The following is a 19,705-nucleotide window of genomic DNA, read 5'->3' as shown; positions in this document are numbered from 1 at the left end:
CGCTCAGCGCCGCCGCATCACGATCAGGAAGTGGTCGCCCATGTCGCGCAGCAACGGCAGCGCGCCGAGGCGGTCGTCAAGCCGGCCCAGCCGTTCGTACCAGCGGCGCCGGCGACGGTAGCAGTCCACCAGGTACGGCGGCGGCATGAACAGGCTCAGCGCGCGATAGCCCGCCAGCGAAAAGTGCCCGGCGAAGGCGCGGTAGAACTCGCGCGGCAGGTAGTAGCAGGTCCAGATCGTGTGGTGGTTCATGCCCACCGCCGTCGCGCCGCGCGCGGCGCGCACGCCGGCCCGCCGAAAGCGGCCGCGCAACGCGTAGTGGCCCAGCTCCCACGGACAGATCCGGCCCATCACCGAGAAGACAAGGCTGCCGCCGGGGCGCAGCAGGCGCGCGCATTCGGCGGCGACGGCAGCGAGATCCGGCGCGCAGTTCAGCGGGCCGAAGTTGGAATAGATGCCGTCGAACTCGCCGTCGAGCCGATCGAGTTGCTGCACGCCGAGGTGGGCGACGGTGACGCGCGACTGCATGGCCGCACCCGCCGCGCGCGCCCGCGTGCGCTCGACCATCAGCGGCGACCAGTCGGTGGCGACGACGCGAAAGCCGCGCCGGGCGAACTCGAGTGCGTCGATGCCGGTGCCGCAGCCCAGGTCGAGCAGGCGGGCGCCGGGTTGCACCTCGCTGTGCACGACATCCCACAAGGTCGTGCGCATGCGCTGGATCAGTTCGTTGTTGCCGCGCGGCCCGTCGTAGTCGGCGGCCACGCTGTCGAACGCGCGCTGCGTGTCGAGCAGCTGCGCCTCGTCCAGCGGCGCGCGCCGCGGGGGACGGCGGACGCTGCCGGCGGGCGTGGCGCGGTGCCCGGATTCCTGCTTGTGCACTCCACGCATATCGAACGAACTCCGTCCCGCCATGACGCCGGTTTTCCTTCAGCACGACACCTTCGGGTGCAGCCAGGGTCGCCCGCGACACGTCACGGGCCTGACCGGTGAGTGCATGCAGATGCCGTTTTGGTTGAACGCACCGGCAAACGTTCAGGCGATCCGTCGCCGGCCGGCCTTCGCCACGGCCGCGCATGCGCCGAGGAACAGACCCAGCAGCAGGCCGATGCCCCAGGTCAGCTCGGGATTCGGAAACGCCTGCCTGTCGGGCACGTAGACCGGCCACACCATCGAGGTCTGGTAGGTGTAGGTCGGGCCGAGGCGTTCCATGAGATCCATCCTCACTTGCCGCAAGCCGCGGATCTCCTCGTTCTTGTTCGCCAGCAGCAGGCTGGCGAGCACCGGGCCCTGGGCGTCCTTGCTGCCCGGCACAGCCGCCTGCCGATAACGGTCCCGGTCGGCCTCGGCGGTCCGCAGTTCGACCTCGTTGCGGGCCAGGCGCTCACGCGCCGCCTTCAGCGGCACCTCTTCCAAGCGCTGGTGGATCGCACCCAACCGGGCCACCGTCGCCGTGGCCAGCTCGGCGGCCTGCTCGCGGGAATAGGCGCGCACCCGCAGGCGGATCAACGGGCCGGCATAGGGCAGCGGCTCCAGCTTCAGGCTGCTGCGATAGAGCTTTGCCACCGACGAATCGCGCGCGTAGCCGGCGCCTTGCAGGACCTCGTTCTCGAACGGCACCAGTTCCAGCCGTTCGGTCACGCGCAGCAGTGGCTCCACCTTGGGGTCCTGGCCCGACAGCACTTGCCCGACCTGCCCGATCTGGATCCACGCAGTCGCCTCCCACTGGCGCTTCACCGTGTGCGCGAAGACATAGGTGCAGACCAGGACCAGGATCAGCACGCCCGCGAACCAGATCCATCCGCGGGTGAAGATCCGCCAGAGGTCGATCAGATAGATTTCGTCTTGTTCCATGGTTGGGCACTCACTGGGTGGAAGGGGGAGACGCGATTCGCGCGGTGCCCGACGCTGCCGCTCCCCGATTCGGCAGCCAGGCCGCGAACGCCTGCATGAGCAGGCACAGGCCGATGAAGCCGGCGTTCGTCCACGTGTAGGCCTGCGGCGCGAACGGCGCCATCACGCAAACGTAGGACACGCGCAGGAAGATCAGCAGCGCGAACAGCGATACCGAGGCCCGCAGGCGCTGCACGCTCCAGCGCAGCATCGCGTAGAGCACGACGATGGCAGCCACCGCGCCGATCGGCCCCCACGCCATCAGGAACGGAAAGAACTCCGTGCCCACGTTGATGGTCGGCGCGTCCAGCGGAATGCCGGTGCCGGCTGTCGCGACGGACCCGCTCAGCGGAACGACCTGATGGGTGAGGAAGCTGGTGTTGACGTAGCCCTTGGCCAGGATCGCGCTGAAGTTGTAGGGCCCGGCGCTGGCGTAGAGCAGCAGCCACTTGACGCCTTCCGGCACCGCGCGATACATCGCGCTGAACGGCAGGGTGATGTAAGCCAGCGTCCCGGACCGCAACATGCCGAGTACCGAGAAGACACTGACGCCGGCAACGCCGAGCAGGCCGACGGCCCTCCACGGCAAGGGCCTGGCCTCGTCCCGGCGCAGCAGGATCACCAGCGCGAACGAGAACACCGTCGCGAATACCCGGTTGCGGTCGATCACCAGGATCGGAAACAGGAAACCGATGGCGACGAGCGTGGTGCGCAACCACCGGCTCCTGGCGCACAGCAGCCCGATCGGCGGCAGTACCCAGCAGATGTCCGACACGTGCCGGACATGTTCGCGCCCGTCCCCCATCGCGGCATAGGACGAGGGATTGTTGAACAGCGGTATCGGGAACAGCGCCAGGTCGAGCACGCAGAACAACGCGACGACGCCCGCGAAGGCCAGCGCGACGAACGCATCGCGGGTGCCGACGTAGCTGCGCGCGCGAAACCGCGCGGGCGACGGAATCCTGATCCCCGCCTGGACATCGAACAGCAGGATCGCCGCGGCGACCACCGCCAGCAGCAACAGGCCCGACAGGTAGTCGACGGGAAGATCGTAGGTCAGCAGGGTCAGCGCGCAGGCCAGCAGCAGCGGCAGTGCGAGATACGCCGAGGGCAGACACGGCAACCGTTTCATGTCGCCTCCGCGCCGCGGTGGCCGGATGAAGGCCGCAGCCTCGACAGCAACCGCAACCAGGACCAGGCGAGCAGATGCCGCGCCAGCGACCACGGCTGACCCTGCAGGAACGCGATCTTGGCGCCGATGTAGTGCGCCTGCGCCCGCAGCAGGGTTCGGTACGGCTCGTCGAACAGGCACGCCCGGCGCAGCGCGACCTGGCGCGATTCGGCGAGGTTGCCGATCCGTGTGGCGGTGTGCCGCGTCCGGCTCAGGTTGGTGCCGTGGATGCGGTAGGCGCACACGCCGACGTCGATGAAACCGAGCGCATCGCGGGCCGCCAGGCGCAGGAACATGTCCCAGTCCTCGATGCGCAGGCCCTCGCTCCAGCGGTCGACGGTGTCCAGCGCGCTCCGCCGCATCAGCGCCACCGGCCCGCCGATCGCCCAGTGGCTGATGATGGCGCGGCGGATGCCGTCGTCGGACCGGTACAGCGTCTTGCTGCCGCCGTGCAGCAGGCCCATGCCGCTGTCATGCAGCTTGTTGTCGTCCTGGTCGACGACGACCGAATCGCCGATCACTGCGCCCTTGTCCGGATGCGCCAGCAGGTAGCGCACCTGCGCATCGAGCCCGCCGGGCAGCAGGTAGTCATCGCTCGCGCCGGGACGCAGGAACTCGCCGCTCGCGCGCGCCGCCAGCTCGTTCAGCGTCGCCGCGATGCCGCGGTTCTCCCGCCGCACGTACTCGATCGGGATATCCATGCAGTGCGTCGCGACCCAGTCGGCGATCCGCTCGGCGGTGCCATCGGTGGAGCCGTCGTCGATGACGATGAGCTCCTTGGCCGGATACGGGTCCTGCAGCACGCTGTCCAGGCAGCGCTGCACGAAACGCTCGTGGTTGAACGCCGGTATCAGCACGGATACCAGCGGCACGTCGTCGCTCATCATCGCAGCCCTCCCAGGTAACGCCGGGCCACCAGCAGGTTGAAGACCAGATACAGCACATAGTTCGCCGCGAACGCGTAGATCGCCCCGACCACGCCGAAGCGCGCCGCCAGCACCCAGACCAGCGCGAGATAGCTGGCCGCGAACACGCATTCGGAGATGACGAACAGTTTCGTCATCGCCTTGGCCAGCATCAGGTAGGAAAGGACGAAGGAGGCGATCTTGATGACGTCGCCGACCAGCTGCGGGCCATACAGCGCGTTGGCGGCGGCGAAATCCGGCGTGAACAGCAGCCAGGTCACCCACTCGCGCAGCAGGTACACCATGGCCGCCAGCACCACCACCGCCGGCAGGACGTAGCGGCAGGCGGTGCGCAGCTCGGCCAGCAGCGCCTCGCGTCCGTGCGTGGATGCCAGCTTGGGCAGGTAGTAGATGTTGATCGCCGCGGTGAGAAACAGCAGATAGGCATCCGACACCTTGCCCACCGCCTGCCAGTAGCCGACTTGGCTCCAGCCGAACTGCAGCGCGAGGTGGTCCCGAACGGCGATGTTGACCAGCGGCGGCAGCAGCGCGGAAGTGAGAGTCATCACCGAGAACGTCGCCAGCCGCAAGGTCATTTCACGGTCGTAGCGCAGCCGCAGCATGCCGCGGCGGAAGTACGAGCTGCGCCACCACGCCGGCACGCCGACGACCAGCCACAGCACCTGGCTCAGCACCAGCGCCAGCAGCGCGCCATACAGATGCAGCCAGCGCGCCAGCCAGACCATCATCACGATGCCGATCACCGATCCGCTCACCTGGATCAGGGCCAGCCGGCGCACGTCCATGAAGCCGTTGACCACCGCGAGAATGTAGTTGAGCAGCGCAATGCCGAGCTGCGCGACGGCGAGCACGCGGATCAGGCCGGCATAGCCCGCATCGTCCAGCAGCCACAGCGCGAGCTGCCGGCTCAGCAACAGGGCAAGACCGCCCATCAGGCAGGAGGCAAGGAACGCGTACCACAGCGCGGCGGACAGCAGGCGCGACAGCCGCTGCGGATCGTCGCGGTACTCGGCGACGTACTTGACGACGGCCGAGCTGATGCCGCCGCCAGCCAGCACCGCCAGCAGCGACATCAGGCTCATGAACTGGCCGAGCTTGCCCACGCCCTCGGGCCCGGCGAACCACGCCACCAGCTTGATCGCCACCAGCCCGGCAAGCAGCCGCGCGGCGGTGGCGATGCTCGTGTAGAAACCGGTGCGGGCGATGTTCATGCGCCACGCCCGAACGCGTTGCAGGCCTCGATCACCCGCTCCACGTCGCCATCGCGCAAGGTCGGCCCCAGCGGCAGGCTCAGCACCTCATCGCACAGTTGTTCGGTCCGCGGCAGGCGGCAATCCCGCAGCGCGGGATACGCCGGCTGCCGATGCGCCGGCACCGGATAGTGCACCTGGGTCTGGATACCGTGGACGTGCAGATGCCGCTGCAGCGCATCGCGCCGTGCGCAGCGCACCACGAACAGATGCCAGGCGTGCTGCTCCTCGCGGGCCACGTCCGGCAGCCGGATCTGCGGATGGCGGATGCCATCGCGATAGCGACGCGCCACCCGGCGACGCCATGCCAGGTCCGCATCGAGATACCTCAGCTTTACCCGCAGCAGCGCCGCCTGCATTTCGTCCAGGCGCGAGTTCACACCCTGGAACAGATGGTGGTATTTCACGTCGGAGCCGTAGTTGCGCAGCGCCGCGATGCGCTGCGCCAGCGCGTCGTCGTCGGTCACCACCGCGCCGCCGTCGCCCAGCGCGCCGAGATTCTTGGCCGGGAAGAAGCTGAAGGCGGCCGCATCGCCGAACGCACCGGCTTTGCGCCCGTCACGTGCGGCGCCATGCGCCTGTGCCGCGTCCTCGATCAGCAGCAAGCCGTGCCGCCGGGCCAGCGCCCGCAGCGCCGGCATGTCGGCCAGCTGGCCATACAGATGCACCGCCATGATCGCGCGCGTGCGCGGCCCGATCGCCGCCGCCACGCAGGCCGGATCGAGGTTGAATGTCGCCGCGCCGGGTTCCACCGGCACCGGCACCAGGCGGTTCTCGCTGATCGCCAGGAAGCTGGCGATGAACGTGTTGCCGGGCACGATGACCTCGTCGCCCTCGGCGAGGACACCGAGCTCCCTGTAGCCGCGCAGGATCAGCGACAGCGCATCCAGCCCGTTGCCCGTGCCCACGGCATGGCGTGCACCGCACCAGGCGGCGAACTCCCGCTCGAAGGCCTTCAGTTCGTCGCCCAGCACATACCAGCCCGAATCGATGACGCACGCCGCCGCAGCCTTCAACTCGTCGGCGTACCGCGCATTGACCTCACCGAGGTTCAGGAACGGGACGTCGCCCGAGGCAGCGCCTGCCGGTCCGTTCTTCATCACGACGGAGCCCATCACAGCGGCCACTCGTAGAAATCGTGCGCGATCCCGCGCGCGCCGAAGTATTCCTTCTGCGCGACCAACCCGCTGTTGAGCACCGTCCCGGCCTGCTCGGTGGATACCCCGAAGGAGAAATACTGCCGGCCCGCATACGTGCTGCCGATCAGCGCGGCGAGCAGGAAGCTGAGCGCATCGAGCTGCCGCCCCTCCTCGGAGGCGGCCAGGTACTGGGTATGCACCACGCGGCCGAAATCGTAGACGAGGGCACCGGCCAGCAGCACACCCTGCCTGTGCGCCTCGTGCAGCACGATCCGGCGCGGAAAGCGCGCCTGCAGCAGGCGCAGTTCCGCCAGGCTGTGGGTCGGCGTCACCTGATGCTTGCGCAGCACGTCCGACAGCAGCGCGTGGAACGATGCCGGATCGGTGGCCACGTGCAGCTCGATGCCTGCCCGCCCAGCCTTCCTGATCGCGCGGCGCCGCGGCTCGGTGAAGCGGAACGGCTCCTGCAGCGCGATGACGGACGACAGGTCGCGGCGCACCAGGCGCGCACCCATGCGCTGCAGGGCGTACAGATCCTCCTCCGCCGGATACGCGTGGAATACGTGCGGCACCGCCTTGTAGACGATGCGCTGCACGCCATGCGCGCGATACCAGCCGGCCATCTGCTCGAACACGGCGAGCGTCGATTCGGCGCGCAGGGCGTGGCTGCTGATCAGGCCGGCATAGGTGAGCCCGCCATGGCTGGTCACCACGTCGCCCAGCCTGCTCGCCGGAAACACCGCCGCGGCCTCTCCGCGGCGCTCGATCATCAGCGAGGCGTCGATGAAGCGGTCGGCGTGGTAATCCATGTAGCCGCGCCGATGCAGCAGATTGCCGTTGCGCGAGTGTTCGACCACGGCATCCCAGGCGCCGGCATCGGCAGCCACGTAAGGCCTAACCGCCAGCATCGGCGCCACCGGCGAGGTGCGACGCGGGGGCTTCGGCCACGCCGAAGCCGTCCACGCCCATGTCGTTGCCGTTGTAGAACATCAGCAGCTTGTCGCGCTGGCGGACAAGCGCGGGGTAGCAGAGGGTTCGCGCATCCCAGCCGCTGGCGGAGAGTGTCAGGCCCAGCGACTCGTCGCGGCGCTCCCAGTGGACGCCATCGTCGCTGCACGCCATGCCGGGAAAGTATTCGCCGCCGAGATTGCCGCGGGTGAAGTACATGACGTACTTGCCGTCGAAGCGGTACACGCGCGGCCGCCCGATCCGGTACTCGCTGCCGCGCGGCAGCAGGCAGACCTGGTCCTCGCGCGGCATGACGCGCAGATCATCGGTCTGTGCACAGCGGATGTGGTAACGCGGAAACGGCTGGCCGCCGATGATTTCCCAGTCGTCGCCCACGGCGTACCACAGCCGCCAGCGACCACCCTCGTGGAGCGCTGAATGCACCGCACCGATGGTGCTGCGACCGGGCGCGCGATCGAGGATCGGCGTTTCCTGCACGCGTCGAAAATGTTCGCCGCCGTCGGTCGACAGCGCCAGGCCGGTGAAGGCCAGGAACTTGGCCTTGGCCACATGCTGGAAGCCGACGTAGAACAGGTGCAGGCCGCCCGGTCCGTCGACCACGTCGCCGAGGATCATGCCGTTGTCGTCGAAGCAGCCGCCCCGGCCGATGTCGAGCACCGGCTCGGCGCTGACGCGCACGATCGTCGCCGGATCATCCGCCCGCACGTCGACATAGCCGATGCGGCTGACGCCGTCACCATCGCGAAAGCCCGCGTAGACGCGGATGCACTCCTCGTCGAGGCGATACGGCGTGGGCGTGAGCGCCGAGTGGCGCATCCAGCCGCCCACGCCATGCCGCGCGGTCTCGAACACCAGCCCCTTTTTGCTCCACTCGAACATGCGCATTCAGAGCTTCACGTCGAAGCTGGACTTGTCCGGCACGGCACGCGCGGGCGAGCCGACGTAGATCCGGCCCGGCTCGGTATCGCGCGTCACCAGCGCGCCGGCGCCGATAACGTTGTCAGGCGCCACCTTGACGTGGTCGTTGAAGGTGGTGTTCACCCCGACGAAGCTGCTCTCGCCGATTTCGCAGTAACCGGAAATGACCGCGTGCGAGGCGATGAACACGTTGTCGCGCACCACCGTGCGATGCCCTACGTGGTTGCCGCTCCACAGGATGCAATTGCTGCCGACACGCACGAACGGCTGGATCACGTTGCCCTCGAAGATGAAGCTGTTCTCGCCCACCTCGGCATTGCGCCACACGAAGGCACGCGTGCTGACATAGGTGGCAAGCCGGTACCCGCGACGCTTCGCCTCCCGGTAAAGGCGCGTGCGCAAGCGGTTGAGCTGGCTGGACGGGACGGCGACGAACACGTCCACATCGGCCGGCGGGTAATCCGCTTCGAGTGTTTCGAAGGCGACCACCGGACGCCCCGCCAGCGTCGGCTGCACCAGGTAGTCGCGCTCGACACTGAAGGCCACCACGTCGTGGTCGCTGTCGTGTTCGAAGTACTCGCAGGCGATCTGCGCGAACTCGCCGGCGCCGACCAGGACTAGCGGCCTTGGCATGCTGTCATGTCCGCCAGTTGCATGGTGCCGCTGACCTCACGCATGAAGTCGGCGTAGTCGGTGATGTAATCGTCCGGATCGAACAGGTGATCGGCCAGCACCATCAGCACGCAGTCGTCGCTGAAATCGTAGAGCTCGCGCCACACCATGTTGCCGAGCAGCAGGCCCTGGGCAGGATCATCGAGCACGACCTCGACCGCACCGCTGCCGTCATCCAGCAGGAAGGTCACCGAACCGCGCACCGCCACCGCCAGCTGGGTGAGGTGACGGTGCGCGTGCCGACCGCGGTGCACGCCGTCCTTCGTGGCGAAGATGTAGTACACGCGCCGGATCGCGAAAGGCACGTTGCCGCCCTGTTCCAGCGCGACGAGCATGCCGCGGTGGTCGCCATGCTTGAGCAAGGGGACGCGTTGGATTTCCATGGGTCGGATCCGGCTGCAAATCATGGGATGGCGACTTACATGGCTGAGTGCCGCCTGGCCGGCCGAAGGTTGCGTCGAAGCGCGCGAAGGGCCGGCACAACCTTTCGCGGCCCGTGCGGCACTTACCCGCATCTTGCGGCGACGCACCGGCACGGCCGGGCGGCATCGCCGACGGGCTCACGGCCGCTCAGCGGCTGCCGCATCCGTTCAAGACGAAGGAAACCCCATGCTGCCTTTCCCGCACCGACCCGCGATTCGCCGATCCGGAACCCGATACCCGTGGTACGGCCTCGCGCTGCTGCTGTTGCTCGCCAGCGGCGCTGCCCAGGCCGTTCCCGCGTTTGCGCGGCAGACCGGTTACGTCTGCGCGGTCTGCCACTCCAGTGCGTACGGCGGCGGCGACAACGGACCGGCGCTGACGCCGGCCGGCATGCGCTTCAAGCTCGGTGGCTATACCGAGGCGAACATCAGCGGCGCCCTGCCGCTGGCCGCGCAGGTCACGCTGGCGCACACCAACCCGCTGCGCGGCGACAGCCAGACCCGGCTGAGCGAGGCGGACCTCTACCTGGCCGGACGACTCACCGACCACGTGGGCGGCTTCGTCAAGATCGAGGCCGACAACGTCGGTGACGGCAAATACAACACCCGGCTGCGCAACCTCGACCTGCGCTTCGTCGCCAGTACGCTCAAGTTCATCGGCAAGGACCTGACCCTCGGCGTGAGCGTCAACAACAGTCCCGGCTTCAACGACCCGCTGGCCGTCCTTCCTGCAGCATCGAACCTGGGCCCGCCGGGCGTCACCGGCACCTTGCTCAACCTTTCCAGCCCCGCGGCACCGGCCAACCGCGTCATCGGCGCCACGGTCTACACACTGTTCGACTCGAACTGGTACGGCGAGGTCGGCACGTACAACTCGATGCAGCCCTCGGTGCAGGATCGCCTGGGCTATTCGACCGGCGGCGATCCGGGCAAGTTGAGCGACACGGGATACTTCCGCTTCGCCTACATGAAAGAGTTCAAAACCCAGTTCGTCTCGGCCGGCGTAGTGGGCCTGTCGACCAGACGCCAGCGGCCTCGGCAAGGACTGGCCGACGACGTGACCGACCTGGGTTACGACCTGAGCTACCAGTACCTGGGCAACCGGCAGAACATCCTGCAGCTCAGCTACGTGAACATCTTCGAGAAGCGCGATTACGGCAGTACGCCGCCCAGTCCCGTCGTGCCGGGTCTGCTCGCCTTGCCGCAGGGTTCCGCCCGCGACCAGATCGCGACCGCCATCTACACCTTCAGGCAAAGCTACGGCATCGCCGTGTCCCACATGGTGAGCACCGGCTCGCGCGACCCCGCCCGCTATGTGCCCTACGGCAGCCCCGACAGCACCAGCAACCTGGTCAGCGTGTTCTGGGTGCCATTCGGCAAGGAGTCCTTCAGCTCGCTGGCCAACTTCAGGATCTACGCCACCTGGTTCCGTTTCAGCCGGTTCAACGGCGCCCGCACGAACGTCTTCGGCGCGCCGCCCGGGGCACCGAAGACCGATGCGGCGGATCTGGGCGCGTTCACGATTTCCGCGAGCGCGGCATTCTGAAGACGTGCACGGACGCCGGCACGCGGGGCCCGCGCTGCCGGGCGGGTGGGCCTTCAGGACCGACTCCGCCGACGGGCCCTCTCTTCACCGTGCGGATCGGCTATAACGGGCGCGCGCCTTTCGTGGCGCGAGCAGGTCATGCAAGGCAGCCATGCCCGGTCAGTCGAACAATGAAGCGATGTGGCCCGATGGCCTCCCGGCCAGGTCTTCCGACGCTGCGCATCGTCGCTGCGCACGTCCACCGCACGGCAGCGATGCACCTGGACACCAGATAGATCCCATGGCCGCAGGTTGCCCACGACACGCAAGCATCGCGTTGCACCGATGCCGCACCGGGTTCGGCCGCCGCGGCGGGCACCTCGCCCGCACCGGGCTGGCCTGGCTTGCGCTGGCGGTGGTCGCCTGCCATCCCGCGCTGCTGCACGCCCAGTCGGCGCCAGGGACCACCGGAACGGTCGCGCTCAGCTCGCAGCTGGTCGACCGTGGGCTGGCGATCACGCCGGCCACGCCCATCGTCCAGGCGGCCGCCTCGTGGACCTCGTCGACCGGCTGGTCGGTGGGCCTGTCCGGGAGTGCCGAAGCCCGTTCGCCGGGGCGCATCGCCCAGACCCTGCTCCAGGGGGCGCGCCACTGGTCGCTCTCCGCCGACTGGCAGGTGCAGGCCGGTCTGCTCTACTACCGCTACGCCGGGAGCACCCGCTCGTCCGTCCATGACCGCGGCGAAGTCGGGGTCCACTGGCTGTACCGGGACACCCTGGCGTTTGGCCTGTCGGCCAGCCGCTTCATCGGCCCCGGCGACCGGCGGACGCGTGTTGCCGCCGACCTCGATTTCCATTGGCCGTTGACGGAGCATGCCTTCCTCTCCGCGGGCGCCGGTGTCGCCCACGTCCCGCCGGCGCGCTACCGCCGTCATGGGCATTACCGGAGCTACGATCGCGACGGCTTCTACCGCTATGGCCAGATCGGCCTGATGTGGGTCAACGGGCCATGGCGGCTGGAGCTCGATCGTGTCGTGACCGACCTGGGATCGTGGCAATCGACCGGATACGTGAAAGCGCAGCCCTGGATGGCCACGATCTCGCGATCGTTCTGATGCACCGGCAACCTTTTGCGGCCGAAACGGCACGCATGCACCGACCGACCGCGTTCCGACCACCTCCGGCGAAGCCATGAACGACGCTGATACCGATGCTGATGCCACCGACCGCATGCTGCTCCAGCGCATGTCGACGGGCGACCGCGCCGCACTGGCGGTGCTGTATCGCGGCTACCACGGCAGGTTGTGCCGCTTCCTGTCCCGCCTGACCCGGCGTCCCGACATCATCGAAGAGGTCATCAACGACTGCTTCTGGATCGCCTGGCAGAAAGCAGGCAACTTCCACGGCGATTCGCGCGTTTCCACCTGGATCATGGGCATCGCCTACCGCTGCGGGTTGAAGGCACTGCGCCAGCATGGCGACGAACCCGTCGCCGAGGATGCCGTGCCGGAAAGCCGCGTTCCGGCGCACAACCCGGATGAGGACCGCGAATTGCGCGACTGGCTGGGCAAGGGCCTCGTCCACCTCTCGGTGGATCAGCGAGTGGTGATCGAGCTGGTCTATGGCGTGGGACACTCGCTGGATGACGTTGCCGCGATCATGCAATGTCCGGTCGGCACGGTGAAGGCGCGGCTGTTCCATGCGCGCGTGAAGCTGCGCAACGTCCTTCCCTCTCTGGCTGGAGACTCGCCGATGCGCGAGGAGAATGTGCCATGACATTCCAGACGAATCCCGATCGGGACTGCGCCCAGGCCTGGGAAGCCATGCCCTGGGTGCTGCAGGGCAGTGCTCCGCGCGAGCAGGGCCAGGCGCTGATGAGCCACCTCGTGCACTGCGAGGAGTGTCGCGCCGAGTTTGCGCGGCAGAGCCGGCTGCAGCTGGCGATGTCGCTGCCCTCCGATGTGCCTCTCGACGCCAACGTGGGGCTGAAACACTTGCTGGGCCGCCTCGATGCACCGGCGCCGCAGGAAGCCCCCGGCCGTTCGCGGACGGCCGGCTGGCTGACTCGCGCCCTGGTCGCCGCGGTGCTGGTCCAGGCGCTCGGCATCGGCGTGCTGGGCATGAAGCTGTGGTCGGAAGGCAGCCTCCCACGCTATCGCACCCTCAGCGAAACGGCCCAACCCGCCCCCACGGGTTCGATCCGCGTCGTGCCCGACGCCAGCATGAAACTGGCCGACTGGGACGCACTGCTGCACGCCATCGGCTTGCAAGTGGTGGGTGGCCCCAACGACGTCGGTGCCTACACGGTCGTGCCGCAGGACTCCACCTCGACCGAGCAACACGTGCTGCAGCAACTGCGCGCCGCCCACGGCATCCGCCTGGCCGAGCCCGTCACCAGCACGCCATGAAGGTCGGCATCCTCGCCCTCGCCGCCGCGATGGCGCTGAGTGCCTGCGCACACTTGCGGCCCGCGCCAGCCGGCGACGACCCGGTTCGCGCCGGGCGCCCAGCCGTCGCCGGCGTGTCTTCCATGGACAGCCGGCGCGATATCGTGCTGGCCGTCGCCAACCCGCTGGTGCCCCCCGCCACGCATGCCGGTTCCAGTGTGCTCGGTTATGTCTCGTCGGGAAATTACGGCATCGGCCAGCGGGCGGCGTCGACACTCGCCGCGCTGAAGAAAACCTACGGATGGCAGGAGGTGGCCGGCTGGCCGGTCAAGGCGCTGGACCTGTACTGCATCGTGCTGACGCCGCCGGCCGGCATGCCCCGCGACGCCCTGCTCAAGGCCCTGGCCGCCGACGCCCGGGTGCGGCTTGTCGAGCCGCTGCAGGACTATTCCGTCTACGCCAACCCGCCGCCGCGGGATGCGCCGCGCTACAACGATCCCTATGCCGGCCTGCAGCGCGGCTTTGTCGAAACCGATGCCGCGCTCGCGCACAACCTCAGCCAGGGCGCCGGGGTCGAGGTCGCGATCGTCGACACGGGTGCCGACCTGGCGCATCCCGACCTGCACGGACGCATCCGCGACACGCGCAACCTGGTCGACGCGAACCGCACGGCATTCGACCGCGACAACCACGGTACCGAAGTGGCCGGCATCATCGCCGCCGACGCCAACAACCGGCAGGGCATCGTGGGGATCGCACCCAAGGCCTTCCTCAGCGTCTACAAGGCGTGCTGGTATCCGCCGGCGTCCCACGCCGGCGCACGCTGCAACACCTTCACCCTGGCCAAGGCACTGGCCGCGATCATCGACACCGATACGCGCATCATCAACCTGAGCCTGGGTGGCCCGGCCGACCCGCTGCTCAATGAACTGCTTGCACGGCTGCTGGAGCAGGGCCGCATCGTGATCGCGGCGATGCCGCCGGACGGAAACGTCGGCGGCTTTCCCGACAGCGCGCCGGGCGTCATCGTCGTGCGCACCAGCAACGCGTCGCGGGCGCCACCCGGCGTGCTGAGCGCCCCGGGCAACGACATCCTCACCACCCAGCCGGACGGCGGCTACGACTTCACCTCCGGGTCGTCCATGGCCGCCGCGCACGTGAGCGGCATCGCCGCCTTGCTGCTGTCGATGGCGCCCGGACTGGACGCGCGTTCGGTGCATGACCTGCTGCTGCAGAGCAGCCGGGTTTCCGACGGCACGCTGCAGGTGAATGCCGCGTCGGCCGTCGCGCGCCTGCGCAGCGAGGAAAAAGGCGGGCCCTGACGAGAACAGCCCGCCGGAGGGCGGGCTGTCGGGGGCAACCGCCTCGGCGGGCGTGTCCTAGAACGGAATCTCGTCGTCCGTGAAGCCGTTGTCGGCCGGGGCCGGCGAGGACGGGCGCGAGGAGCCGCGATCGTCGTTGCCGCGGGACTGGCCGCCGTAGTTGCCGCCGCCCTGGCGCTGGCCGCCCTGCGGACGTTCGCGCTGGTAGCCGCCACCGCCGCCGCCCTCATTGCTGCCGAGCATCTGCATCTCGTTGGCGATGATGTCGGTGAAATACTTTTCCACGCCATCCTTGCCGGTGAACTTGTCGGTGCGGATGGAGCCTTCAATATAGACTTGGCGGCCCTTTTTCAGGTACTCGCCGGCGATCTCGCCGAGGCGGCCGAAGATCTTGATGCGGTGCCACTCGGTGCGTTCCTGCTTTTCGCCGCTCTGCTTGTCGGTCCACGACTCGGAGGTGGCCAGGCTGAAGCTGCATACGGTAGTGCCGCTGCCGGTGCTGCGTACCTCGGGGTCCGAGCCCAGGTTGCCGATCAGGATGACTTTGTTGACGCCACGTGCCATAGGAGTGTCCTCGTTGAGCCGGCGGCAAGTCTGCGATGGGTTGCAGCCGGAGTGGTGAACCTGGCTGGCTATCATAACCGCGAGCGGGCCGCCGTCGAGCGGCCGGAAGCCGACACCGGCGTGGGCGCCTGCCCAGCCTGCCGTGCGTGGCCGGCGACGCCTCGGGCCAGCGTCGCGCCCGGCAGGTGTTCGATGCCGCAGCCGGCGGCGGGCCAGGCTCCCGGCCCGCCGGGCGGCGGCCACGCCGGGCGGCCATCTCGGGCGCGGTCGCCGTCACCCGGCAGTTCCCGCAAGCCGGCCCATGCTCCGGCCTCGGATCGGCCTTGAACCATCTTGACCAGGAAAGGGCGCTCGAAAGAGCACCCTCCCGGCACGGGCTCCGCGGCTTCAGCCGACCTTGATCCGCCGCTGTTGTCCGTTTTCCTTCTTGGGCAGGTGCAGGCTCAGTACGCCGTGCTCGTAGCGGGCCTGCGCCTTGGCATCGTCCACCTCGCCGGGCAGGGTGAACGAGCGGAATACCTGTCCGTAATAGCGTTCCGTGCGCACCTCGCGGCTTCCCTCCTTCTTCTCCGATTCCCGTCGTGCTTCGGCGGTGATGGACACCTGGTTGCCGTCGATCGTGATGTCGATGTCGTCCTTGCGCACGCCTGGCATGTCGGCCTCGACGTCATAGGCGTCATCGCTCTCGCTGACATCAATGCGGATCTCGGGCGAGAGCTCCAGATCCCTGAACATCGGGCGCAGGCCGAAGCTGCGGAAGAAATCGTCGACGTCATGGGTTGCGCTGCGCGAAAGTGGCTTCAGGGGATTCCAGCGGGTAAGCATGGTCATGATGCGAGTCTCCAATGGGATGTGGGGGGAGAGCCCCCTGGGCGCCATGTCCCGGGGGGACCGACTGGAACGGTACGCCGCAGGGCGCTGCCGGGATTGATCGACGTCAAGTGCACCGGCGTTGCAGGGGACTGCCCGATTCCGTTGACGTGCATCAAAACCGCTGCAGGGCAACCGACTAGGCTTCGCGATGAACGGTTCGGCGCGTTTTCCGACGGCCGCCACCGTCCGGAGCCTGACGCATGCCCGATCCCTTCCACGCCAAAGCGGCCTCCACCACCCGCAACCCAACCCCCCGCCCGACACGGCAGCGCCATGTCGTGCGATGGCTGGTGGGAGCCGCGCTCGTCTTCGGCCTGGCGGGATGGGCGGCGTGGCGACTGCTGCCGCCGCGCGTTGCCGTCATACATGCCCATCGGGGGCTGGCGATCGAGGCGGTTTACGCCACTGGCACGGTGGAGCCTTCCATCATGCTGCCTATTGCTGCGCGCATCACTGCCCGGTTGGTCGAGCTGGATACGGATGAAGGCGACCGTGTGCGCGCCGGCCAGCAACTGGCGCGGCTGGAGGACACTGACCTGGCCAGCAACCTGGCGCAGTTGCGCTCGCAAGAGGCGTTCGCGCATGCCGGATATGACCGCTATGCCGCACTGCTCTCGCGCGGAGTGATCGCGCGTGTGCAATATGACCGGGCCCGTGCAGATTGGCTGTCGGCGCATTCGGCCGCCAACCGCGCCGTCGCCGAGCTGCGCTACGCCCGGCTGCTGGCACCGACGGCAGGGACCGTGATCCGCCGCGACGGCGAGATCGGCCAGTTGGTCAGGCCGGGCGATGCGGTGTTCTGGCTTGCCGTCGACTCGCCGCTTCGCGTCACCGCCGATGTCGACGAAGAAGACATCGCGCGCGTGACCGCCCGACAACCGGTGCTGATACGCGCCGACGCCTTCCCCGGCCAGGTATTCCATGGCCACGTACACAGCGTCACGCCCAAGGGCGATCCGACCGCCCGCAGCTATCGCGTGCGCATCGCGCTCGACGGGAACACGCCGCTGCACGTGGGCATGACGGCCGAGGTCAACATCATCGTGCGCCGCCACGATGACGCCATCCTGGTTCCCGAGGGCGTCATCGACGGCGACCGGGTGTGGGTGGTGCGCCAAGGCCGTCTGCAGTCGCGTCGGGTCGTCACCGGAATCCGTGACGAGCGGCAGACGGAGGTCGTCGCCGGACTTTCGGAGAGCGACGCCGTGGTCGCGGCGCCGGCGCAAGGGATGCGCGATGGCGCGAAGGTGCGGGTCGCCGCCACCGGAGCGTCCCCGTGATCCGCCTGCTCGTCGGCATCGCTGCCCGGCACCTGCTGTCGCGCCGCCGCCAGAGCATCGTCTCGCTGCTGGGCGTGGTGCTCGGCGTGTCATTCTTCCTGTCGATCTCGGCCATGATGCGCGGCTCCGAGCTGGACATCATCCACCGGCTGGTCGACAGCGCACCGCACATCACCATCGAGGACGACTACCGCCATCCGACGCTGCAGCCGGCGGCACAATCGTTTCCCGGCGCGCTGGTGCAGCTGCACCATGTCGTGCCGCAGACCGAGACACGCGGCATCCGCGGCTACCCGCAGATGCTCGACTATCTTCGTCGCACGCCCGGACTGCAGGCGTCGGCCGTGCTCAGCGGCCAGGCGCTGGCGAGCTTCGCGGGCAAGGATCGCGCCATCGGCCTCAACGGCATCGTTGCCGGCGAATACACCCGGGTCTCGACGATTCGCCGGTACATGGTGCGCGGCTCACTGGACGACCTCGAGATCAATCCCAACGGCATCGTCATCGGCGATGAACTGGCGCGATTGATGAGCCTGTCGATGGGCGACAACCTCAGCATCGCCAGCACGACCGGCCAGCTGCGCACGTTCAAGATCATCGGCTTGTTCCACACCGGCCGGTCCGACTTCGACGCGGGCCAGGCATTCGTTGCCCTGAAGCGGGTGCAATCCCTGCTGAACCGGCCCAACCGCATCAATACCATTGTCATCAAGCTGCCCGATCCCAACGCCGCGCGCACCGAAGCGGCGCGCATCGAGCAGCGCGTGCGCTACAAGACCGTGTCGTGGCAGGAGCGCTCGGAAGACCTGATGAGCGCGCTGGCGATCCGCAGCGTCATCATGTACGCCGTGGTCGGCGCCGTGCTGGTGGTTGCCGCGTTCGGCATCTACAACGTGATCTCCACGGTGGTGCTGGAGAAGCAGCGCGACATCGCGATACTGCGGGCGATGGGCTTCGAGGCGCGCGATATCGAACGCATGTTCCTGGCGCAGGGCGTGCTGATCGGCGCGATCGGCAACGCATTCGGCATCGGCCTGGGCTGCCTGCTGATGGCCGGGCTGATGCGCATCCACTTCCGTATCCCGGGCAGCACGGACATCAGCTACCTGGTGATCGACTGGAGCCTGTTCCAGTTCGCCCTGGCCGCCGGCGTGGCGATGCTCGCCGCGATGACCGCCGCCTACCTGCCCGCGCGGCGCGCGGCCAAGGTCGAGCCGGTCGATGTGCTGCGGGGCGGCACGTGATGGCCGAGGCGATCCGCCTGGAGCACGTGACCCGCCGGCTGGAGGGCGAAGTGCCGGTGACGCTGCTGGACGATGCCAGCCTGCACATCGACGGCGGCGAGTGCGTGGCGATCACGGGGCCCTCCGGCTCGGGCAAGTCCTCCCTGCTCTATCTGATGGGCCTGCTCGACCTGCCCAGTGCAGGGCGGATCTGGCTGGGCGGCGCCGATACCGCCGACTACGACGATGCCGCTCGTTCCCAGGCCCGGCTGCACACGATCGGGTTCGTGTTCCAGTCGCACTTCCTGCTGCCCGAGTTCAGCGCCTGCGAGAACGTGATGCTGCCGATGCGGCGCCTGGGCGCCCACGACGAAACGACGATCCGCGAGCGCGCACTCGCGCTGCTCGACGGACTCGGCCTGGAGGCCCAGGGCGACAAGTGGCCGCGCCAGCTTTCGGGCGGCCAGAGCCAGCGTGTGGCGATCGCCCGTGCGCTGGCCAACGACCCCATGCTGGTGTTGGCCGACGAGCCGACCGGCAACCTGGACAGCGTCACCAGCCGCAACGTGCAGCGCATTGTGCTGGCGCTTGCGCGCGAACAGGGGCGCGCCGTCGCGGTGGTGACGCACGATCCGGATTTCGCCGCCCGGATGGATCGCCGCATCCTCGTCGTCGATGGCCGTATCCAGCCTCCCTCGTGAGCTGGGCCACCACTGACGCGAGCCGGTCGGTCAACGCGGCAACGTCGAACGTCGAACGCGGCAGCGCGACCGATCCCCTCCGGGGCCAACAGATCGAGCCGCAGGGGCGCCGGCCCGCTTCCGCGCGGCTGGCGTCGCACCCGGCCCCCGATGGCGGAGAGTCGTCCACGGTCGCCCCCGATGACCGTGACGCCCCTGCACGACACGTCTGCGCATGGCGCTCAGTCCAGCTGGAAGCTGACGCGCATGCACACACGCCAGGCCGTGATGATCCCGTCAGGTCCGGTGACGACCTTGGTTTCGCTGAGCCAGGCTCCCTTGATCCCGTCCAGGGTGCACGCGGCCTTCTCCAGCCCTTTCTGGACGGCGTCCTCCATGCTGTCGGGCGATTCGGAAATGATCTCGATGACCTTTGCTACGCTCATGGACTTGCTCCAGCGGGCACGGAAGCATCAGCCTGGGCCTGGCGGGCCT

Annotated in this window: 21 protein-coding genes; 8 read left to right on the top strand and 13 right to left on the bottom strand. The window is 68.4% G+C overall.

Annotated elements, in window-relative coordinates:
• Positions 1–3: 3 nt before the first annotated feature.
• The 10 genes from ACFCQI_RS11280 to ACFCQI_RS11235 all read right to left on the bottom strand — a co-directional run bounded on the left by ACFCQI_RS11280 (position 4) and on the right by ACFCQI_RS11235 (position 9,318).
• Positions 4–888 carry a class I SAM-dependent methyltransferase gene (locus tag ACFCQI_RS11280; protein ID WP_395116711.1) on the bottom strand — a complete coding sequence of 295 codons (885 nt, stop codon included), beginning with the start codon at positions 886–888 and terminating at the stop codon, positions 4–6.
• A gap of 144 nt (positions 889–1,032) precedes the next feature.
• Positions 1,033–1,851, bottom strand: a complete 819-nt coding sequence (locus ACFCQI_RS11275) for a Wzz/FepE/Etk N-terminal domain-containing protein (RefSeq protein WP_395116709.1) — start codon at positions 1,849–1,851, stop codon at positions 1,033–1,035.
• Between the two features lie 10 nt (positions 1,852–1,861).
• Positions 1,862–3,022, bottom strand: coding sequence for a hypothetical protein (locus tag ACFCQI_RS11270; RefSeq protein WP_395116707.1), 1,161 nt, complete (start codon positions 3,020–3,022; stop codon positions 1,862–1,864).
• Positions 3,019–3,948: a glycosyltransferase gene (locus ACFCQI_RS11265; protein ID WP_395116705.1), complete on the bottom strand. Its 930-nt coding sequence runs from the start codon at positions 3,946–3,948 to the stop codon at positions 3,019–3,021. The genes ACFCQI_RS11270 and ACFCQI_RS11265 overlap by 4 nt, the downstream gene beginning before the upstream one ends.
• Positions 3,945–5,198, bottom strand: coding sequence for an O-antigen translocase (locus ACFCQI_RS11260; RefSeq protein ID WP_395116703.1), 1,254 nt, complete (start codon positions 5,196–5,198; stop codon positions 3,945–3,947). The genes ACFCQI_RS11265 and ACFCQI_RS11260 overlap by 4 nt, the downstream gene beginning before the upstream one ends.
• Positions 5,195–6,352 (bottom strand): DegT/DnrJ/EryC1/StrS family aminotransferase, encoded by a 1,158-nt coding sequence (locus ACFCQI_RS11255; RefSeq protein ID WP_395116701.1) that lies wholly within the window; start codon positions 6,350–6,352, stop codon positions 5,195–5,197. Before ACFCQI_RS11255 ends, ACFCQI_RS11260 begins: the two co-directional genes overlap by 4 nt.
• Positions 6,352–7,284 carry a GNAT family N-acetyltransferase gene (locus tag ACFCQI_RS11250; protein ID WP_395116699.1) on the bottom strand — a complete coding sequence of 311 codons (933 nt, stop codon included), beginning with the start codon at positions 7,282–7,284 and terminating at the stop codon, positions 6,352–6,354. The genes ACFCQI_RS11255 and ACFCQI_RS11250 overlap by 1 nt, the downstream gene beginning before the upstream one ends.
• Complete coding sequence (locus ACFCQI_RS11245; protein ID WP_395121344.1) at positions 7,271–8,224, bottom strand: hypothetical protein; 954 nt, start codon at positions 8,222–8,224, stop codon at positions 7,271–7,273. Before ACFCQI_RS11245 ends, ACFCQI_RS11250 begins: the two co-directional genes overlap by 14 nt.
• 6 nt (positions 8,225–8,230) lie before the next feature.
• Positions 8,231–8,896: an acetyltransferase gene (locus ACFCQI_RS11240; protein ID WP_395116697.1), complete on the bottom strand. Its 666-nt coding sequence runs from the start codon at positions 8,894–8,896 to the stop codon at positions 8,231–8,233.
• A complete protein-coding gene (locus ACFCQI_RS11235) occupies positions 8,881–9,318 on the bottom strand; it encodes a sugar 3,4-ketoisomerase (protein ID WP_395116695.1) in 438 nt (145 codons plus the stop codon). The genes ACFCQI_RS11240 and ACFCQI_RS11235 overlap by 16 nt, the downstream gene beginning before the upstream one ends.
• A gap of 226 nt (positions 9,319–9,544) precedes the next feature.
• Here ACFCQI_RS11235 and ACFCQI_RS11230 point away from each other — a divergent pair, with 226 nt between their 5' ends.
• The 5 genes from ACFCQI_RS11230 to ACFCQI_RS11210 all read left to right on the top strand — a co-directional run bounded on the left by ACFCQI_RS11230 (position 9,545) and on the right by ACFCQI_RS11210 (position 14,590).
• Positions 9,545–10,903 (top strand): cytochrome C, encoded by a 1,359-nt coding sequence (locus tag ACFCQI_RS11230; protein WP_395116693.1) that lies wholly within the window; start codon positions 9,545–9,547, stop codon positions 10,901–10,903.
• 316 nt (positions 10,904–11,219) lie between these two features.
• Positions 11,220–11,996, top strand: coding sequence for a hypothetical protein (locus ACFCQI_RS11225; protein WP_395116691.1), 777 nt, complete (start codon positions 11,220–11,222; stop codon positions 11,994–11,996).
• Between the two features lie 76 nt (positions 11,997–12,072).
• Complete coding sequence (locus ACFCQI_RS11220) at positions 12,073–12,657, top strand: RNA polymerase sigma factor (protein ID WP_395116689.1); 585 nt, start codon at positions 12,073–12,075, stop codon at positions 12,655–12,657.
• On the top strand, positions 12,654–13,289 hold the full coding sequence (locus ACFCQI_RS11215) for a zf-HC2 domain-containing protein (protein WP_395116687.1): 636 nt from the start codon (positions 12,654–12,656) through the stop codon (positions 13,287–13,289). The genes ACFCQI_RS11220 and ACFCQI_RS11215 overlap by 4 nt, the downstream gene beginning before the upstream one ends.
• Positions 13,286–14,590: a S8 family serine peptidase gene (locus tag ACFCQI_RS11210; RefSeq protein ID WP_395116685.1), complete on the top strand. Its 1,305-nt coding sequence runs from the start codon at positions 13,286–13,288 to the stop codon at positions 14,588–14,590. Before ACFCQI_RS11215 ends, ACFCQI_RS11210 begins: the two co-directional genes overlap by 4 nt.
• 57 nt (positions 14,591–14,647) lie before the next feature.
• Here the strand turns inward: ACFCQI_RS11210 and ssb are convergent, their stop codons facing one another.
• Both ssb and ACFCQI_RS11200 read right to left on the bottom strand, forming a co-directional pair.
• Positions 14,648–15,154, bottom strand: coding sequence for a single-stranded DNA-binding protein (gene ssb / locus ACFCQI_RS11205; RefSeq protein WP_395116683.1), 507 nt, complete (start codon positions 15,152–15,154; stop codon positions 14,648–14,650).
• Between the two features lie 387 nt (positions 15,155–15,541).
• Entirely contained in the window at positions 15,542–15,985 is a 444-nt protein-coding gene (locus ACFCQI_RS11200) for an Hsp20/alpha crystallin family protein (protein ID WP_395116681.1), read from the bottom strand.
• A 242-nt stretch (positions 15,986–16,227) separates the two neighbouring features.
• Here ACFCQI_RS11200 and ACFCQI_RS11195 point away from each other — a divergent pair, with 242 nt between their 5' ends.
• Genes ACFCQI_RS11195 through ACFCQI_RS11185 form a run of 3 tightly spaced genes read left to right on the top strand, consistent with a single transcriptional unit; the run spans position 16,228 to position 19,231 of the window.
• Complete coding sequence (locus ACFCQI_RS11195; protein WP_395116679.1) at positions 16,228–17,307, top strand: efflux RND transporter periplasmic adaptor subunit; 1,080 nt, start codon at positions 16,228–16,230, stop codon at positions 17,305–17,307.
• On the top strand, positions 17,304–18,551 hold the full coding sequence (locus tag ACFCQI_RS11190) for an ABC transporter permease (protein ID WP_395116677.1): 1,248 nt from the start codon (positions 17,304–17,306) through the stop codon (positions 18,549–18,551). The genes ACFCQI_RS11195 and ACFCQI_RS11190 overlap by 4 nt, the downstream gene beginning before the upstream one ends.
• Positions 18,551–19,231, top strand: coding sequence for an ABC transporter ATP-binding protein (locus tag ACFCQI_RS11185; protein WP_395116675.1), 681 nt, complete (start codon positions 18,551–18,553; stop codon positions 19,229–19,231). The genes ACFCQI_RS11190 and ACFCQI_RS11185 overlap by 1 nt, the downstream gene beginning before the upstream one ends.
• Before the next feature lie 221 nt (positions 19,232–19,452).
• On the opposite strand, the gene ACFCQI_RS11180 is transcribed toward ACFCQI_RS11185, so the two are convergent.
• Complete coding sequence (locus tag ACFCQI_RS11180) at positions 19,453–19,656, bottom strand: dodecin family protein (protein WP_395116673.1); 204 nt, start codon at positions 19,654–19,656, stop codon at positions 19,453–19,455.
• Positions 19,657–19,705 lie beyond the last annotated feature (49 nt).

This window comes from Rhodanobacter sp. FW102-FHT14D06 (assembly GCF_043950705.1).
GTDB lineage: Bacteria > Pseudomonadota > Gammaproteobacteria > Xanthomonadales > Rhodanobacteraceae > Rhodanobacter.
The sequence above is the reverse complement of the archived record's forward strand: the minus strand, read 5'-3'. Positions and strand labels throughout refer to the sequence as shown.

What these genes read in the sequence shown, in the direction of transcription:
- ACFCQI_RS11280 (WP_395116711.1), bottom strand. Translation starts at nt 888, where the DNA reads ATGCGTGGAGTGCACAAGCAGGAATCCGGGCACCGCGCCACGCCCGCC.
- ACFCQI_RS11275 (WP_395116709.1), bottom strand. Translation starts at nt 1,851, where the DNA reads ATGGAACAAGACGAAATCTATCTGATCGACCTCTGGCGGATCTTCACC.
- ACFCQI_RS11270 (WP_395116707.1), bottom strand. Translation starts at nt 3,022, where the DNA reads ATGAAACGGTTGCCGTGTCTGCCCTCGGCGTATCTCGCACTGCCGCTG.
- ACFCQI_RS11265 (WP_395116705.1), bottom strand. Translation starts at nt 3,948, where the DNA reads ATGATGAGCGACGACGTGCCGCTGGTATCCGTGCTGATACCGGCGTTC.
- ACFCQI_RS11260 (WP_395116703.1), bottom strand. Translation starts at nt 5,198, where the DNA reads ATGAACATCGCCCGCACCGGTTTCTACACGAGCATCGCCACCGCCGCG.
- ACFCQI_RS11255 (WP_395116701.1), bottom strand. Translation starts at nt 6,352, where the DNA reads ATGGGCTCCGTCGTGATGAAGAACGGACCGGCAGGCGCTGCCTCGGGC.
- ACFCQI_RS11250 (WP_395116699.1), bottom strand. Translation starts at nt 7,284, where the DNA reads ATGCTGGCGGTTAGGCCTTACGTGGCTGCCGATGCCGGCGCCTGGGAT.
- ACFCQI_RS11245 (WP_395121344.1), bottom strand. Translation starts at nt 8,224, where the DNA reads ATGTTCGAGTGGAGCAAAAAGGGGCTGGTGTTCGAGACCGCGCGGCAT.
- ACFCQI_RS11240 (WP_395116697.1), bottom strand. Translation starts at nt 8,896, where the DNA reads ATGCCAAGGCCGCTAGTCCTGGTCGGCGCCGGCGAGTTCGCGCAGATC.
- ACFCQI_RS11235 (WP_395116695.1), bottom strand. Translation starts at nt 9,318, where the DNA reads ATGGAAATCCAACGCGTCCCCTTGCTCAAGCATGGCGACCACCGCGGC.
- ACFCQI_RS11230 (WP_395116693.1), top strand. Translation starts at nt 9,545, where the DNA reads ATGCTGCCTTTCCCGCACCGACCCGCGATTCGCCGATCCGGAACCCGA.
- ACFCQI_RS11220 (WP_395116689.1), top strand. Translation starts at nt 12,073, where the DNA reads ATGAACGACGCTGATACCGATGCTGATGCCACCGACCGCATGCTGCTC.
- ACFCQI_RS11215 (WP_395116687.1), top strand. Translation starts at nt 12,654, where the DNA reads ATGACATTCCAGACGAATCCCGATCGGGACTGCGCCCAGGCCTGGGAA.
- ACFCQI_RS11210 (WP_395116685.1), top strand. Translation starts at nt 13,286, where the DNA reads ATGAAGGTCGGCATCCTCGCCCTCGCCGCCGCGATGGCGCTGAGTGCC.
- ssb (WP_395116683.1), bottom strand. Translation starts at nt 15,154, where the DNA reads ATGGCACGTGGCGTCAACAAAGTCATCCTGATCGGCAACCTGGGCTCG.
- ACFCQI_RS11200 (WP_395116681.1), bottom strand. Translation starts at nt 15,985, where the DNA reads ATGACCATGCTTACCCGCTGGAATCCCCTGAAGCCACTTTCGCGCAGC.
- ACFCQI_RS11195 (WP_395116679.1), top strand. Translation starts at nt 16,228, where the DNA reads ATGCCCGATCCCTTCCACGCCAAAGCGGCCTCCACCACCCGCAACCCA.
- ACFCQI_RS11185 (WP_395116675.1), top strand. Translation starts at nt 18,551, where the DNA reads ATGGCCGAGGCGATCCGCCTGGAGCACGTGACCCGCCGGCTGGAGGGC.
- ACFCQI_RS11180 (WP_395116673.1), bottom strand. Translation starts at nt 19,656, where the DNA reads ATGAGCGTAGCAAAGGTCATCGAGATCATTTCCGAATCGCCCGACAGC.